The 15,257-nt window shown below is 73.3% G+C and carries 12 protein-coding genes; 6 read left to right on the forward strand and 6 right to left on the reverse strand.

Annotated features, from left to right (window positions below):
• Positions 1–21 precede the first annotated feature (21 nt).
• The gene (locus tag ACIA79_RS26605) at positions 22–912 is read left to right on the forward strand and encodes a LysR family transcriptional regulator (RefSeq protein WP_399430869.1); all 891 of its coding nucleotides are present in this window, start codon (positions 22–24) and stop codon (positions 910–912) included.
• A gap of 78 nt (positions 913–990) precedes the next feature.
• On the opposite strand, the gene ACIA79_RS26610 is transcribed toward ACIA79_RS26605, so the two are convergent.
• On the reverse strand, positions 991–2,031 hold the full coding sequence (locus ACIA79_RS26610; protein WP_399430850.1) for a helix-turn-helix domain-containing protein: 1,041 nt from the start codon (positions 2,029–2,031) through the stop codon (positions 991–993).
• A 388-nt stretch (positions 2,032–2,419) separates the two neighbouring features.
• Here ACIA79_RS26610 and ACIA79_RS26615 point away from each other — a divergent pair, with 388 nt between their 5' ends.
• Positions 2,420–2,992, forward strand: a complete 573-nt coding sequence (locus ACIA79_RS26615) for a dihydrofolate reductase family protein (protein ID WP_399430851.1) — start codon at positions 2,420–2,422, stop codon at positions 2,990–2,992.
• Positions 2,993–3,174: 182 nt separating this feature from the next.
• Positions 3,175–4,074 (forward strand): NAD-dependent protein deacetylase, encoded by a 900-nt coding sequence (locus ACIA79_RS26620; RefSeq protein ID WP_399430852.1) that lies wholly within the window; start codon positions 3,175–3,177, stop codon positions 4,072–4,074.
• 166 nt (positions 4,075–4,240) lie between these two features.
• Here ACIA79_RS26620 and ACIA79_RS26625 read toward each other — a convergent pair whose 3' ends face one another.
• Entirely contained in the window at positions 4,241–4,876 is a 636-nt protein-coding gene (locus ACIA79_RS26625) for a TetR/AcrR family transcriptional regulator C-terminal domain-containing protein (RefSeq protein WP_399430853.1), read from the reverse strand.
• Between the two features lie 156 nt (positions 4,877–5,032).
• Here ACIA79_RS26625 and ACIA79_RS26630 point away from each other — a divergent pair, with 156 nt between their 5' ends.
• From ACIA79_RS26630 to ACIA79_RS26640, 3 genes are all read left to right on the forward strand, one after another.
• Positions 5,033–6,862, forward strand: coding sequence for an ABC transporter ATP-binding protein (locus tag ACIA79_RS26630; protein WP_399430854.1), 1,830 nt, complete (start codon positions 5,033–5,035; stop codon positions 6,860–6,862).
• A gap of 61 nt (positions 6,863–6,923) precedes the next feature.
• Positions 6,924–8,663, forward strand: coding sequence for an ABC transporter ATP-binding protein (locus tag ACIA79_RS26635; RefSeq protein WP_399430855.1), 1,740 nt, complete (start codon positions 6,924–6,926; stop codon positions 8,661–8,663).
• Positions 8,664–8,959: 296 nt separating this feature from the next.
• Positions 8,960–9,790, forward strand: a complete 831-nt coding sequence (locus tag ACIA79_RS26640) for a nucleotidyltransferase domain-containing protein (RefSeq protein ID WP_399430856.1) — start codon at positions 8,960–8,962, stop codon at positions 9,788–9,790.
• A 388-nt stretch (positions 9,791–10,178) separates the two neighbouring features.
• Here the strand turns inward: ACIA79_RS26640 and ACIA79_RS26645 are convergent, their stop codons facing one another.
• The 4 genes from ACIA79_RS26645 to ACIA79_RS26660 form a co-directional block, all read right to left on the reverse strand.
• Positions 10,179–10,628, reverse strand: coding sequence for an SRPBCC family protein (locus tag ACIA79_RS26645; RefSeq protein WP_399430857.1), 450 nt, complete (start codon positions 10,626–10,628; stop codon positions 10,179–10,181).
• Positions 10,629–10,750: 122 nt separating this feature from the next.
• Entirely contained in the window at positions 10,751–11,281 is a 531-nt protein-coding gene (locus tag ACIA79_RS26650) for a MarR family winged helix-turn-helix transcriptional regulator (protein WP_399430870.1), read from the reverse strand.
• 308 nt (positions 11,282–11,589) lie between these two features.
• Positions 11,590–14,055: a SpoIIE family protein phosphatase gene (locus ACIA79_RS26655; RefSeq protein ID WP_399430858.1), complete on the reverse strand. Its 2,466-nt coding sequence runs from the start codon at positions 14,053–14,055 to the stop codon at positions 11,590–11,592.
• A gap of 71 nt (positions 14,056–14,126) precedes the next feature.
• On the reverse strand, positions 14,127–15,257 hold a 1,131-nt coding region (locus ACIA79_RS26660), incomplete at its 5' end, for a response regulator (RefSeq protein ID WP_399430859.1).

Genomic DNA, 15,257 nt, shown 5'->3' on the forward strand with positions numbered 1-15,257 from the left:
GGATGTTCACCCTTGGGGGCAGTGGTGGAGCGGCACGAGATCGAAGTGTTCCTGGCGCTGGCCGACGAACTGCACTTCCGGCGCACCTCGGAACGGCTGGGACTGGCCCAGGGCAGGGTCAGCCAGACCATCAGGAAGCTCGAACACCGCCTCGGCATTCCCCTGTTCGTGCGCACCAGCCGCCGCGTCGCCCTGACCGATGTCGGGAAGCAGCTGCGCGACGACCTGGCCCCGGCGTACCGCAAGGTCGAGGAGGCGGTGGCTCGGGCCATCGCCAGCGGCAGGGGCATCACGGGCATGCTGCGCGTCGGGTACTCCTCCCCGTGGGTGGGCGACCTGGTCATCCAGGCCGCGGACAGGTTCCGCAGCCGGTATCCGGACTGCGCCGTGCACATCCAGGAGGTGCAACTCTCCGACCCGCACGGCCCGCTGCGCACGGGCGCGCTGAACGTCCAGATCAGCGAGTTCCCCGTCCGCGAACCCGACCTGGTCACCGGGCCGGTGATCTTCTCCGAGCCGCGCGCGCTGATCGTCCCCGCCCGGCATCCGCTCGCCCGGCGGGAGTCGGTTTCGGTCGAGGACCTGGCGGACGCCGCGCTGGTGAGCATGTCGGGCGACATCCCGCCGTACTGGCTGGACCACCACTACCCCCGCACCACCCCCGCCGGCCGCCCCGTCGAGCACCGTGCGACCGCCACCTACTGGCAGGAAGTGCCCGCCCTCGTCGCGAGCGGGAAGGGCGTGTCACCGGCCTCGCTGCGTGCCTCGGAGTACCACGACCGGCCCGGTATCGCGTTCGTGCCGTTCCACGACGCTCCGCCGGTCGAGTACGGCTTGCTGTGGCCGGTCGCGGGCGAGACCGCGCGGGTACGAGCCTTCGTCGAGGTGGTCCGCGAGGTCGCCGGCACCTGAGCCTGTCGAGGCCGGTCCGAGGCCGTCGCGGTACGGCCAGGCGGGCGGGCCGGCAGCGCGTGACGAGGCGGGCAGTGCCTACGCCTCCGCCGGCCCTCCGACCCTGACCGGGTCGCGGCGGACGAGGTTCGGGGAGCGTCCCTCCCAGCGCCGCACCGCACGGCGGAGCGCGCGGGCGTCGCTGTAGCCGACCCGGGTGGCGATGGAGTGCAAGGGCAGGTCGGTCCGGCGCAGCAGCTCCATGGCCTGATGGTGGCGTGTCTGCTCGAGCTCCTCCCGCCAGCTGGTGCCGTGCTCCGCCAGGCGGCGCTGCAGGGTGCGCGGGCTCATCGCCAGACGCTGGGCGACCCTGTCCAGCGATGCGGCGTCCTCCCGCAGCGCCGCGCACAGGGTGGCCCGGAACCTGTCGTGCCACTGGAGTACGGGCTTGGAGGCGGACAGGGTCAGCACGGCGTGCTCGGTCAGGATCTGCTGCAGGCCGGGCGTGGCCTTGGGCAGCCGAGCGCGGACGTCGTTGTCGGCGAAGGTGATGGAGTTGTGCGGGGCGTCGAAGACGATGTTGCGGGTGCCGAAGAACGCGGCCAGCCGCCGGTACGTCCGGGGCGGCCGGTGGGTGAGCGTGACCTGCAGCGGTACGACCGGCCGCTGCGTGGCGGCGCTGGCCCGGGTGGCGATCATCGCCAGGGCGAACAGGTCGATGGCCTCGACGACGTCGGGTACCCACGAGCCGGTGGCGTGGCGGACGGTGAAGGTGCGTCCGTCCTCGATGACCCGCAGTTTCTCGGCGCCCGCGTCACCGATGCAGGCGAGGTGGTCGATGGCGACCTTCAGCGACCCGGCGAGGTCGTCACCGGTGCTGATGAGGTAGTCCCACACGCCGAACGTGCCGAGCGGGGTGCCCTCGGTGATCAGCGCGCCGATCGCCGAGCCGGGCTCGGTGAGCGTCAACTGTTCCCACAACGCGAGCGCCGACGGCGTCGATATCCGCGCCAGGTCGTCGTCCAGCACCTCGGGCGCGAGGTCGGGAAAGCGCTCGAAACGCCACATCGGGGTCCCCGAAGCGCGGACCGATGCGGTGATGAACCGGGCCAGCCGCGCGGAGATCGTCCCCTCATGCATAGGAGTGACGATCTTACCAGCGATCGCGCACAAGTGGCCTGTCAGGACCGCTTCTTGGCGCGGCCGGTCCCGTGGCACGGCGCGTGCAGCCCCTGGTTGACGCGGGTCGTCCCCGGGTGGCGTGGGTGGTCCCCGGCCGATGCGTGCAGCCCTGATCGGCGCGGGTCGTCCCCGGGTGGCGTGGGTGGTCCGCGGGGCGACGCAGGGGAACTTGGGGCGGCGCACAGGTGGGGTGCGCCGGCGGGCAGGTCGCGGCGCCGGCCGGCACGGTCGGTCCCGGCGCACGCGGTCCGGTCGTGGCGCACGCGGTCCGCTTCATGGCGTCGAAAGGCATCCCCCGGCCCCTGACCGCGGCCATAGCGTGGCCGCCGGCCGGAAAGGGGACCCCATGCGCAAGCTCAGCTACTTCGTCGGATCGAGCATCGACGGCTTCATCGCGAGCCCGGACGGGCAGCAGGACTTCTTGGCCTTCGAGGGTGACTTCGCCGCCGCCGTGATGGCGGACTACCCGGAGACGCTCCCCGCACCGGCACGCGAGGCACTGGGGCTCACCGGAATCGCGAACAAGAGGTTCGACACGATCGTGATGGGCCGCGGCACGTACGCCCCCGGGCTGGCGATGGGTCTCACCAGCCCGTATCCGCACCTGCATCAGTACGTGTTCTCCCGCACCCTGACGCAGGTCGACCCCGAGGTGGAGATCGTCCCGGACGACCCCGCCGGGTTCGTCCGCGACCTCAAGCGGCAGGAGGGCATGGACATCTGGCTCAGCGGGGGTGCGGGCCTCGCCGGCGAGCTCCTCGAGGAGATCGACGAGCTGGTGGTCAAGGTCTACCCCGTCGTCATCGGCACCGGCATCCCGCTGTTCCGCTCTCCGTTCGCCCCGCACGGCTTCGCGGTGACGGACGTGCACACCTTCGCCACCGGCGCGCTGATCACGACGTACTCGAGGACGGCGTGAGGACGGCCGAGGACGCTGAGGACGGCCTGAGGACGGTGAAGCTCCGCCGTCGGTGACGACCACGGGCTTCCGTGGCCCGAGCCCGGGCGGCGCGGGCCCGGGCGACCCGGCCGATACCGGCCGCTGCGCTCCCCCACCGCGGGCGGAGGCGTGCGGCGCGGCCCGTTTCGTACCCTTGCGGCATGCGCATGCGCCCCACTCTGAGCTGGACCCCCACCGAGGACCTGCCGCCGGGCACCACGGATCTGCAGCCGGTGGCCGATGCGCTGAGCACCGGCGGTGTGCTGGTGCTCAGCGGGGCGGGCATCTCCACGGAGTCCGGCATCCCCGACTACAGGGGCGAGGGCGGGAGCCTGAGCCGGCACACCCCGATGACCTACCAGGAGTTCACGGCCAGTGCCCGGGCCCGGCGCCGGTACTGGGCGCGCAGCCACCTCGGCTGGCGCACCTTCGGCAGCGCCCGCCCCAACGCCGGGCACCGCGCCGTGGCCTCCTTCGGGCGGTACGGCCTGCTCTCCGGGGTGATCACCCAGAACGTCGACGGCCTGCACCAGGCCGCCGGCAGCGAGGGCGTCGTGGAACTGCACGGCAGCCTGGACCGCGTCGTCTGCCTGTCCTGCGGCGCCTCCAGCCCGCGACGTGAGCTCGCCGTCCGGCTCGAGCAGGCCAACGCGGGCTTCGAGCCGGTGGCGGCCGGGATCAACCCGGACGGTGACGCCGACCTCACCGACGAACAGGTCGGGGACTTCCACGTGCTGCCCTGCACGGCTTGCGGCGGCATCCTGAAGCCGGACGTGGTGTTCTTCGGCGAAGCCGTTCCCCCGCGGCGGATCGAGCACTGCCGCCGGCTGGTCCGCGAGGCAGCCTCGCTCCTGGTCCTGGGTTCCTCACTGACGGTGATGTCCGGGCTCCGGTTCGTCCGCCAAGCGGTCCAGGCCGGGAAACCGGTGCTGATCGTCAACCGGGACCCCACCCGCGGCGACCGGCACGCCCTCACCCGGGTCGCGCTTCCGCTCGGGGCAGCCCTCACCACCGTGGCGCACCGACTCGACATCCCCGTCGACGACCCGGCGGCGCCCTGACCGGCGCGGCGACGGCGGTGGGCCGTGGGGCACGCCGGCGCCGCCCGCGGGCGGTGCTCCTTCCCCAGGCGGAGGACCGCCGGTCGGGGCGCCCGTCGGCTGCGGCGTCGTCGCCTGCCGCCGAGACGGACGGCCGGTGCGGAAGGCGGGGCGGCGCCCCGGACCGTCAGGGGCGGCCGCGCTCCGCCGCGAAACCGGACAGCAGCGCGTCGAGGGCGTACTCGAACCGTGCCGCGCCCGCGTCCTCGCCCACTGCCGCAGCGGCCCGGACCAGCAGCGGATAGACGTCCGGGTCCAGTGAGGCCAGGCTGCCGGCGCCGTCGATGCTGCCCGCCTGCGCGGCTGCCTGGCCGACGACGAAGCTGGTCAGCGAGTAGAGGATGTCCAGGGTCCGGGGCAGGGGGAAGCCCGCCTCGTGCAGCATGCGCACCACGGCCTCCAGCGTCCGCAGGTTGCGGGGCGTCAGGGCGGGCCGCGACAGCAGCAGCGGCACGGCATGCGGATGCGCGGCGAGCGCGGCCATGAGCGCGTGGGCGTAGGCGCGCAGGTCCTCTCGCCATGTGGCGGCGCCGAATTCGGGGGGCACGGCCTCCGCGACGATCTGCTCGATCATCCCGTCCAGCAGGGCGCTCTTGTTCGGCACGTGGTGGTAGAGGGTCATCGCCTCCACGCCCAGTTCGGCGCCGAGCCGGCGCATCGACAGCGCCGCCATCCCCTCCCGGTCGACGAGCCGTACGGCCGCCTCCAGGACGGCCTGCCGCGTGAGCCCCGCGCGCTGGCCGCGGGCCCTGTGGGCCGCCATGGGCCTCTCCTTCGTGCCGTACCGGGCCGATTGACGTTTCTTACAGCGTAAGTATAGCGTCGCGACGAAGCCTTACATCGTAAGAATGGCGGGCGCCGCGGGCAGTGCGCCGACGCCTCCGCTCCCTGCACGGGGACCGACGAAGACGAGAGGACGATGACGACTACCGACCTCGCCACAGCGAAGAAGCAGCCGGTGGCACCACCGGGGGACGCCGGTTCCGCGCGGGTGGGCTCCCCCGAGGGGCACGGCATGGGGCGGCTGCTGCGTCCGTACGCGGGGGGCTTCGCCGCCGTGATCGTCCTGCAGGTCATCGGTGCGGTGGCGGGGCTGGCGCCGCTGCTCGCGGCCGTCGAGCTGGGCCGGACCCTGCTGGCGCCGGGCGCGGCCGACCAGGACCACGTCCGGTTCGTCGTGGCCGCGGGGGCAATCGGCCTGCTCGTCCGGCTGCTGTTCACCGCCGCCGCGGCGGGCCTCGGGCACCTGCTCGACGGGTGGGTCCAGTTGGCGTTACGCCGGGAGCTGGCCGCACGGCTGGGGCGCGTGCCCATCGGCTGGCTCTCCCGCCGCCGCAGCGGTGAGCTGGCCAAGCTGGTGGGCGAGGACGTCGGCGCGGTGCACCCGTTCATCGCCCACACCCCCGGCGAGCTCGCCTCCGCCTTCGTGGTGCCACTGGTGTCGCTGGTCTACCTGTTCGGCGTCGACTGGCGGCTGACACTTGTGACCCTGGTGCCGGTGGTCGCCGCGGTGGCGCTGGTCCCGCTGATGATGACCCCGTCCCGGCTGCGGGAACAGGCCGACTTCGACGCGGCGATGACCCGGATCGCGGGCTCCGTCGTGGAGTTCGTCCAGGGCATCGCGGTGGTCAAGGCCTTCGGTGGGGGCGAGCGCGCCCACCGCGAGTTCCGCACCGCCACCGACGACTTCGTCGGCACCTTCCACCGCTGGGTGCACGGGATCTCCCCGATCGCCGCGGCGATGCAACTGGTGCTCTCGCCCCCGTTCGTGCTGCTGACCGTCCTGATCGGCGGCACGGCGCTGATCACGGGCGGTGGGATGGCCCCGGCCGATCTGCTGCCGTTCCTGCTGCTGGGGCTCGGCCTGACCGCGCCGGTGGCGGCGCTGGGGCACGGGTTCGACGAGCTGCAGGCCGCCCGCCGCGCGGTCGGACGGATCCGTGAGGTGCTCGCGGTGCCGCCGCTGCGGGAGCCGGCGCACCCGGTCGCACCGCACGGCCACCGGGTGGAACTGCGCGGTGTCCGCTTCGGCTACGAACCCGGGCGGGAGGTTCTGCGCGGCGTCGACCTGGTGCTGGAGCCGGGAACGGTCACCGCGCTCGTCGGACCGTCGGGGAGCGGCAAGTCCACCCTGGTGCGGCTGCTGCCCCGGTTCGTCGACCCGACGAGCGGCTCGGTCGGCCTGGGCGGCGTCGATCTGCGCGAGCTGGGCAGCCGGGAGCTGTACCGGCACGTCTCCTTCGTCTTCCAGGACGTCTCCCTGCTCCGCGCCTCGGTCGCCGACAACATCGCGCTGGCGGTGCCGGACGCCGGTCCGGAGGAGGTCGTACGCGCCGCTCGTCTGGCCAACATCCACGACCGGATCCTCGAACTGCCGCAGGGGTACGACACGGTGATCGGCGAGGACGCCCGGCTGTCGGGCGGCGAGGCCCAACGGGTCGCGCTCGCCCGCACGCTGCTGGCCGACACCCCGGTCCTGGTGCTCGACGAGGCGACCTCCTTCGCCGACCCGCACACCGAGGTCGCGGTGCGCCGCGCGCTGGAGAAGCTGCGGGCGGACCGTACGGTCCTGGTCATCGCGCACCGCCTGGAGACCATCACCGGCGCCGACACCGTGGCCGTGCTGGAGGACGGGGTGATCACCGAGCAGGGCACGCCCGCTGAACTGCTGCACGCCGACGGGAAGTTCGCGTCCCTGTGGCGAGCCCGGCACGCGGCAGGCTCCGCGGGAGGGGATGAGCGGCCGTGACCCGGAGCGACCACACCTTCGTACACCTGTCCTGTGACGGACCCCAAGGAGACGACCCGCGATGATCCGCATGCTGCTGCGGGTGCTGGGCCACCAGTACTCCCGCCCGATGCGCCGCACGCTCACCCTGATGACGGCGACCGCCGTCGTCGAGGGCCTGTCCTACGCCCTGCTGGTGCCCGTGCTGCGGGGGCTGCTCGGGGGCTCGGCCGGTGAGGCCCGGCCGTGGCTGGGCGCGTTCGCGGCGGCGGTGGTGGCCTACGCGGTGCTGCGGTACGTCAGCGACCTGTCGGGGTTCCGCGTCGGCACCGCGCTGCTGCGCGGTGTGTACCACCGCCTCGGCGACCATCTCGCCCGGCTGCCCCTCGGCTGGTACGGACCGGCCCGGGTGGGAGAGGTGTCCGTCCTGGCCGGTCAGGGCGTACTGCAGGCGATGAGCGTGATCGCGCACCTGCTGGCGCCGTTCGTCTCCGCGGCCGTGACGCCGCTGACGGTCGTGGCCGTGATCCTCGCGTACGACCGGCAACTGGGCCTGGCGGCGCTGGCCGCCGTCCCCGTCGTGGCGGTGATCCAGATCCTGACCGGGCGGGCGACGGCCGCGGAGGACGCGGAGCGCGCGGCACGCGACCGCGAGGCCACCGGGAGGGTGATCGAGTTCCTCCAGGCCCAGCCGGTGCTGCGCGCCGGCGGCCGTACCGCCGAACGCTTCCGGCTGCTGGACGACGCCCTGCGGCAGGTCCAGCGCGCCTCCCGCCGCTCCACGCTGTCCGCGCTGCCCGGCGCGCTGGGGCTGACGCTCACGGTGCAGGCGGTGTTCACCGCCGTACTGGTCCTGGGGGCGTACCTCGCGCTCGGCGGGCGCATCGGGGCCGCGGAGCTGCTGACGATCCTGGTCCTGGCCGCCCGCTGCGCGGATCCGCTGCTGTCGCTGGCCGACCTCGGCGGCAAGCTGCGCGGTGCGCGCGGCGAGCTGGCCAGACTCGACGCGGTGCTGCGCACCCGGCCGCTGCCGCAGGCTCCCGAGCCGGTCCAACCGCTCGGCAACGGTGTGGAGTTCGACGGTGTCGCCTTCCGGCACGGCGGGCGGACGGTGTTCGACGACCTGTCGCTGTCCGTCCCCGAAGGGCAACGGCTGGCCGTGGTGGGGCCGTCGGGGGCGGGCAAGACCACCCTGCTGCAGCTGCTCGCGCGGTTCCACGACGTGGACGGGGGCGCGGTGCGCGTCGGCGGTGCGGACGTGCGCGCGATCGGTACGGCGGCGCTGATGGCACGGTTCGCCATCGTCTTCCAGGACGTCTACCTGTTCGACGGCACCATCGAGGACAACGTACGCCTCGGCCGCGCCGGCGCCACCGAGGCGGAGGTGCGGGCAGCGGCGGCCGCGGCGCGACTGGACGAAGTGGTCGAGCGCCTGCCCGACGGCTGGTCGACCCAGGTCGGCGAGGGCGGCGCACGCCTCTCGGGCGGCGAACGCCAGCGCGTCTCGATCGCCCGGGCCCTGCTCAAGGACGCGCCGATCGTGCTGCTGGACGAGGTCACCTCCGCGCTGGACCCCGTCAACGAGGCGGCCGTCCACGCCGGCATCGAGCGCCTGATGGCGGGCCGCACCGTGGTGATGGTGGCTCACCGGATGCGCACCGTCCAGCACGCCGACCGCATCGTCTTCCTGGACTCCGGTCGCATCGTCGAGGAGGGCACCCACGACGAACTGCTGCGCCGCGGTGGCCGCTACGCCGACTTCTGGCGCCTCGCCCTGGCGCCGTCGGGTCCGCGGACGTCCGGTCCCGCGTCGGGAGGCTGACGTCCCCGCCCGTCACGCCACGCTTCGGGGGGCTGCCGGGGCGGGGCCGGCCGAGTGGTCGCGGACGGGTGGCGCGGCGGAGGTGACGGGCGGGGGGCGCGGCGGGCGAGCGCAGCGCCCCCCCTGTCCGGCTTCGCCCGCCGCGCCTCGCCCGCGGGCGAGCGCCTGCCCTGCTCGTATCATGTCGGCCATGGGCAACTTCTCCTGAGCGGCAGCCGGTTCACCACATCCAGCCCGTCAGGTGCCGGGCGCCAGCAGCGTGCCCGCCCGCTCATTCAGGAGACACCGACCCCATCATGTCCGTTCGCTCCGCTTCTCCCGCTCTGGACGACCGCATCGCACGCCTGCGGCAGCTCGCGCACGCCGACGCCCGCCTGGAGGGCGTCCTGCTGTACGGCTCGTGGACCCTTGGCGAGGCCGACGCCCATTCCGACATCGAGGCGTACCTCTACATCGAGGACGATCACCTCGCCGACTTCGACGGCCCCGCCTTCCTGGCACAGCTGGCACCGCTCCAGCTGGCGTACACCAACATGTACGGCGTCCTCGCCGTCGTCTTCGACGACCTGATGCGCGGCGAGTTCCACCTCACCGCGGCGGGACCCGGCATCGACGAAGTGCCCACCTGGCAGGGGATGGTGCACCTGCCGCGTCCTGAGGACGCCGTCCTGCTCGACCGGACCGGGCGGCTGACCCGGGCAGCCCGGCAGCTGGCCGCCTTCCGGGAGCACGAGCCGGCGGTGACCGCCCGGCGCCTCACCGACGAGCTGGCCAACTGGACGCTCATGCTCGCCCATGTCCTGGCCCGCGGGGAGGTCGCCCGCGCCCATGCTCTGCTGCACACCGTGATCGCGCCCCAGCAGCTCCAGCTCTGCCGCCTCCTGCGCGGGAGCACGGCGCACTGGCTCACCCCCAGCCGGGCGCTGGAGCAGGACCTGCCCGCCGCCGACCGCCACCGCTACATCTCCACCACGGCCCCTGCCCGTGACCGGGAGGTGCGCTCGGCCGCGCGCAACAGCTGGTGCTGGAGCCGGGACCTGGCCGCCGAGGCGGCCGACCGCTGGGACATCCGCCTTCCGCATGCCCTGCACGATCGGATCGGAGATCTGCTGAGCGACCTTCACTGACCCCGTCCGGCCGGGGCCGCGGACGCCGTCCGTGACCCCGTCCGGCCGGGGCCGCGGACGCCGTCCGACGGCCCCGGCCGGGTGCTTCGGGCACGACCGGGCGCTCCGGTCCGGCGCTCGTGCCCGTCCGGACCGACGGACGACCGTCAGGACGCTGCTCGTCCGGTGCCGGCCCGCCCGGGCCGCACGCCACACCGTCAGGACGACATGATGAAGCGGGCCAGGCCGGAGGCCGCCACGGGGCGGCAGCGGCGGGGACGCCGGCATGCTGGTCAGCGGCGGCGCACGCACCGAGCCCCCCGGACCGTCCGCATCCGGTCCGAGGGGCTCGCAGGTGTGCTCCGCCGCGCCTTCAGGACGTCGTCTCCTGCGCGCGACGGCGCGGGGTTCAGACCTGGCCTCGCCAGGCCCCGGTCTCGGCACCCCGGTTCTCGATGAAGACCTTGAACCGCTTCAGGTCACCGGTGACCTGGCGCCTGACGAAGCCGAGCTTGTCGCCGACCGTCTCGGCCAGGCCCTCGGGGTCGAACTCCATCTGGAGCATGACCTTCGTGGTGGTGTCGTCGAGCCGGTGGAAGGTCACCACCCCCGCCTGCCTCGCCTCGCCGCCCACGGTGGTCCAGGCGACACGCTCGTCGGGGATCTGCTCGGTGATCTCGGCGTCGAACTCGCGCTTGGCGCCGTTCACCGTCGTCACCCAGTGGGTCAGGGTGTCGCTGCGCTGCTCGACCCGCTCCACCCCCTCCATGAACTCGGGGAAGGTCTCGAACTGCGTCCACTGGTTGTACGCCGTCCTCACCGGGACGCTCACCTCGATGGACTCCTCGACCTGCGACATACGGGCACCTCGCTTTCTCGTCGGTTCGGGGCCGCGCTGCGGTGGACTGCCCTCAGCGGCGCCGACGGGGCGCGTGTACCCCGGCCGTGACGCGTCATGACACTCATGTGGTGGCGTACCGCTCAGGCCGACCCGGCGGACCTCGCCCTGCCGTCGCCCGCCGCACGCCCCTTCGGCTCGGTGTCCTCGACGGCGAGACGGAAACCGCTCAGCCCTGTCGCGAGTGCGGCCCGCTCCGCGGGTGGCATGGCGGAGATGACGTCGAGCAGTGCGGCTTCCCGGCGCTCACGCAGGTCCTTCAGATAGCTGTCCCCACGGCTGGACAACCGCAGCTCCAGCTCCCGGCGGCTGGCCGAGCTGGGCGAACGCTCGATGAAACCCAGCGCGTCGAGCCGGTCGCACATCCGGCTCACCGAGGACGGGGCCGAACCGAGCACCTCGCCCAGCGTCCGCAGATTGATGGGCTGGTCACGCTCCAGGATGTACAGCACCCGCAGCTGCGAGGACGACACCGGAGCCGGCGACGTCATGTCCCGGCCCCTGTTCCAGAGCACTTCCAGCAGCTCGATGACCTCCCGGGCGGCGTGTGCGGCAGCATCCCGGCCGGGGCCTGAAGTCTCGGGACAACCGTCCTCGGCCGGGACGGTTCGCAACGGCCTTGCCGGTCGCTGGGACACGGACCCCTCCTTGTACCGCTGGGCCACACCCACGGACGCGGGGCGGGCCGGGATGGCCGAAGATCACCTGCAGGCCTCCTGCCGGCCCGCTCGCCGCGTCCGCCCCTGGCTCCGGCCCGCGTACGACGCCGGCTGCGTACCGGCGCTCCCGCACGTGGACCCGGGCGTGGTGCTCGCCGACCGGGCGGTGCGGGCGCCGAAGCCGCTCCGTCACCCGGCGGTGACGGCAGGGCGGGGCGGGCGCACACGGCACAGGGCGGTGGCCCGGCCTGCCGCCGGTGCGCTCACACGACCCGGACACCGATGAGGCAGGTGTCGTCGTCGGTGTCGGACGTGCTGTGCGTGAGCAGACCGTCGAGCTGCTGCTCCAGCGTCGCGCTCGGTATCCGGGCGTGGGCCAACAGCTGCGCCAGGGAGTCCTGGACCGCCTCGTCGCGGCGCTCGACCAGTCCGTCGGTGTACATGAGGAGGGTGTCCCCGGGGTCCATCTGCAGTTCGTCCTCCTCGTACGAGGCCTCGGCGAGCGCACCGAGGAGGATGCCGCTGACGGTGCGCAGGGGCGTCGCCTTCCGGCCGCGGATGAGGACGGGCGGCAGGTGACCGGCCCGCGCCCAGCGCAGGGTGTGCTTCTCGGGGTCGTACAGGCCGCACACCGCCGTGGCGGTGACATGGTCGGTCAGGTGGTGGGCGACGACGTTGAGCCAGGACAGCAACTGCGCGGGGCCCGCCCCCGTGACGGCGAGACCGCGCATGGCGTTGCGGAGGACCACCATGCTCGTGGCGGCCTCTATGCCGTGGCCGGCCACGTCCCCCACGCACAGCATGATCTGCTTCGACGGCAGGACCACCGCGTCGTACCAGTCGCCGCCCACCATGGACTCCGACTCGGCGGGCCGGTAGCGCACGGCGATCTGCAGGCCGGGGCTGGCCAGGGGCAGCGCGTGGGCGGGCGGCATGATGGCGTGCTGCAGCTGGAGGGTCAGACGGTTGCGCTCGGCGGCCTGCTGCTCGGTGTGCGCCAGCTGGTCGCGGGTGGCCGCCAGAGCCACCTCGGTCCAGTGCTGCGCGGAGATGTCCTGGTAGGCGCCCCGTACCGCGAGCAGCCGGTGGCGGGCGTCGAGGACGGGTTCGGCGATCACGCGCATGTGCCGGGTGATGCCGTCGGGGCGCTGCAGCCGGAAGGCGGCCGAGGCTGCCCGGCGGTGATGCAGCACCGAGCGGAGGAAGCGGCCGATGGCCACGGCGTCGTCCGGGTGGGCGTGGGACGACAGGGCCTCCAGGGGCACGGGCGGCGAGGTGTGCGGCCGGCCGTAGAGGTCGAAGAGCTGGTCGTTCCACGTGATCTCGCCCGTGGCGATGTTCTCCTCGAAACCGCCGATCCTGCCCAGGCGCTGGGCGTGCTGGAGGAGGTGGGCGAGGCGCGCGGCCTCGTCCTCGACCCGCCAGATGAGGAGCACGCTGCTGCCGTGGCGGCTGACGCTGATGTCGGCGACCGCCGCGAGGGGGACCTGGTCGACCAGAGCGGTCAGCGTCATGCGCCGGGCCCGGAACGGCCTGCCCGTGGCGAAGACCCGCTCGATCTCCTCGAAGAGCTCGCTGCCGCCGACGGCCATCGGGTACGCCTCCAGCAGCAGCGCCCCGCTCACCGCGTTGCGCGGCCGCCCCGCCGGGTCGATGAAGTGGCTGTTGACGTGGTGGATGCGGAAGTCGATGAGGACACCGTCGGGCCCGAGGTGGGGAGTCAGCACCAGGGCGGGGTCGTACAGGCCCTCCGCCAGGTCCACCAGCTCCGACAGGTCGGGCCGGGACAGCCATTCCGTCGAGGGGGAGGAGACGCTCACTCCGGTGAGGCCTTCGAGGGTGTGGGCGCACAGCTCGGCCAGTGCATCGACCTGACGGAGGATCTGCGGCGGCTGCGGCTCCAGTCGTTCCGGCCAGCAGATCTCCAGGATCCCGTGCACGCGTCCACCGGTGCCGGCGGGAACCGCCATCCGGCCGCCGCCGGGGTGCTGTGCCGACCCTATGGACGGCAGTCCTTCCGCGGACAGGGAGGCGACGTGGACGGCCTTGCGTTCCATCAGGGCCTGACGGGCGAGTGTGCACACGCCCGGCGGTACGTAGTGCCAGCGGTCGGCTTCCTCGGCGGTGAAGCCCGCATGCCCGGCCAGGGTCAGCGACGCGTCGGACCCGGCGATCCACACGGCGACGGCGTTGGCCCCCAGCGGCGTCAGGGCGTGCTCCAGCAGGGACTGGGCGACGGCCTGCGTGTCGCCGGCGGCCAGAGCACCGCTCTCCGCGGTGCGCAGGCGCACCCCGACGGAGGTGCCGTCGTCGGCCGTGCCCGTACCGCCGCTGGTCCTGCTCACGAAGCCGGTGGCGACCTCGGTGACGTGATCGCGGGCGGCCTGGTTGATGATGTCGGCGGCCAGCTCCAGCTGGGAGACGCCCGCCTCGTCCGCCAGCGCGGCCAGCTGGTGTGCGGCCGTGGTGGGGCCGCACTGCAACCGTTCGATCAGCACGCCCTTGGCGAGTTCGAGCAACGCCCGGCCGTCCGCCGCGGCTTGGGCGTCGCGGATCTCGCGGCGCAGCCGCTCGACCGTGGCGGCCAGCCGTCCCACCCCCGTCACTTCCGCCTCGGCAGCGGGGGGCCGCGTGCCGGAGGCGGGAGTGCGGGAGGCGGGGACCGAGCGAGAAGGCCGGAGCAGCCCGTCGCCGGGGACGGGTTCTTCGACGTGCTCCGGAGTGCTCACGGTGCTGTGACTCCTCGATCGGTGGTGAAGGTCGTGCGTGGGGAAGCGTACGGCGGTGATCCGGCGACGCCCTAGGAGTCGAGCCACCGCCCGATGCAGGCGATGAGGTCGTTGGCGTCGACTGGCTTGGTGACGTAGTCGCTGGCTCCGGAGGCCAGGCTCTTCTCCCGGTCGCCCGGCATGGCCTTGGCGGTCACCGCGATGATGGGCAGGGCGGAGTATCCCGGGTCCTGCCTGATCTCTGACGTCGCGGCGTAGCCGTCCATCTCGGGCATCATCACGTCCATCAGGACCAGGTCGATCTCCGGGTGCTCGCGCAGCGCCTCGATGCCCTTCCGTCCGTCCTCCGCGTGCAGCACCCGGATGCCGTGCAGCTCCAGGATGCCGCTGATGGCGTACAGGTTGCGGGCGTCGTCGTCCACGACCAGCACCGTACGTCCGGCGAGGCTGCCGTCGACGGTCTGCGCGGGCTTCTCCCGGGCCTCCTCGGCACGGACGAGCGGGACCACGTCCCCCGGCTGCTCCGCGGACAGGTGGAGGGCGATGCGCTCGCGCAGCTCGTCGAGGCTGGAGATCAGCTCCAGCGGCCGGGTGCCCGAACGGGACTGCAGCTTCCGTTCGTGCGCCGGGTCCAGGCGGCGGCTGTTGTGGGCGAGGACGGGCACGGTCGTCACCGCGGCGTCCCCCTCCATCGCGTCCAGGAACTGCAGGGCCTCGTCCCTGGGCATGTCCAGCTCCAGGATGACGCAGTGGAAGGGACCCGCTGCCAGGCTCTCCGCCGCTTCCCGGGCACCGACCGCGGTGATGACCTCGATGTCGGCCGACCCCTTGGGGATGTCCCGGCTCCCGGCGAGATCGGCGACGGCGCTCTCGGCGACCAGCGACAGCAGGCCCCGTGCGCGTTCCTCGACCACGAGCAGCCGGCGCTTCTGCCGCGTCTCCTGGGCGGGGCGGGCGGCCTGGATGCTCGCCGTGGTGCCGGCGGCGGTGTCCGGCGCGGTCTCCGCGGGCGCGGCGGTGAGGGCCTTCGTCTCCCAGTCGCCGCGGGTCACGGGCAGGTACAGGGTGAAGGTGCTGCCCTGTCCCTGGACGCTCTCCGCCGTGACCGCTCCGCCGAGGAGGTGGGCGATCTCCCGGCTGATGGACAGGCCCAGGCCGGTGCCGCCGTACTTGCGGCTGGTGGTGCCGTCGGCCTGCTGGAA

The sequence above is a fragment of the Streptomyces sp. NPDC051310 genome, assembly GCF_044455245.1.
Classification (GTDB): domain Bacteria; phylum Actinomycetota; class Actinomycetes; order Streptomycetales; family Streptomycetaceae; genus Streptomyces.

Bases quoted from the DNA above. Each gene is read 5' to 3' on its own strand.
- ACIA79_RS26610 (WP_399430850.1), bottom strand. From the start codon at position 2,031: ATGCATGAGGGGACGATCTCCGCGCGGCTGGCCCGGTTCATCACCGCA.
- ACIA79_RS26615 (WP_399430851.1), top strand. From the start codon at position 2,420: ATGCGCAAGCTCAGCTACTTCGTCGGATCGAGCATCGACGGCTTCATC.
- ACIA79_RS26620 (WP_399430852.1), top strand. From the start codon at position 3,175: ATGCGCATGCGCCCCACTCTGAGCTGGACCCCCACCGAGGACCTGCCG.
- ACIA79_RS26625 (WP_399430853.1), bottom strand. From the start codon at position 4,876: ATGGCGGCCCACAGGGCCCGCGGCCAGCGCGCGGGGCTCACGCGGCAG.
- ACIA79_RS26630 (WP_399430854.1), top strand. From the start codon at position 5,033: ATGACGACTACCGACCTCGCCACAGCGAAGAAGCAGCCGGTGGCACCA.
- ACIA79_RS26635 (WP_399430855.1), top strand. From the start codon at position 6,924: ATGATCCGCATGCTGCTGCGGGTGCTGGGCCACCAGTACTCCCGCCCG.
- ACIA79_RS26640 (WP_399430856.1), top strand. From the start codon at position 8,960: ATGTCCGTTCGCTCCGCTTCTCCCGCTCTGGACGACCGCATCGCACGC.
- ACIA79_RS26645 (WP_399430857.1), bottom strand. From the start codon at position 10,628: ATGTCGCAGGTCGAGGAGTCCATCGAGGTGAGCGTCCCGGTGAGGACG.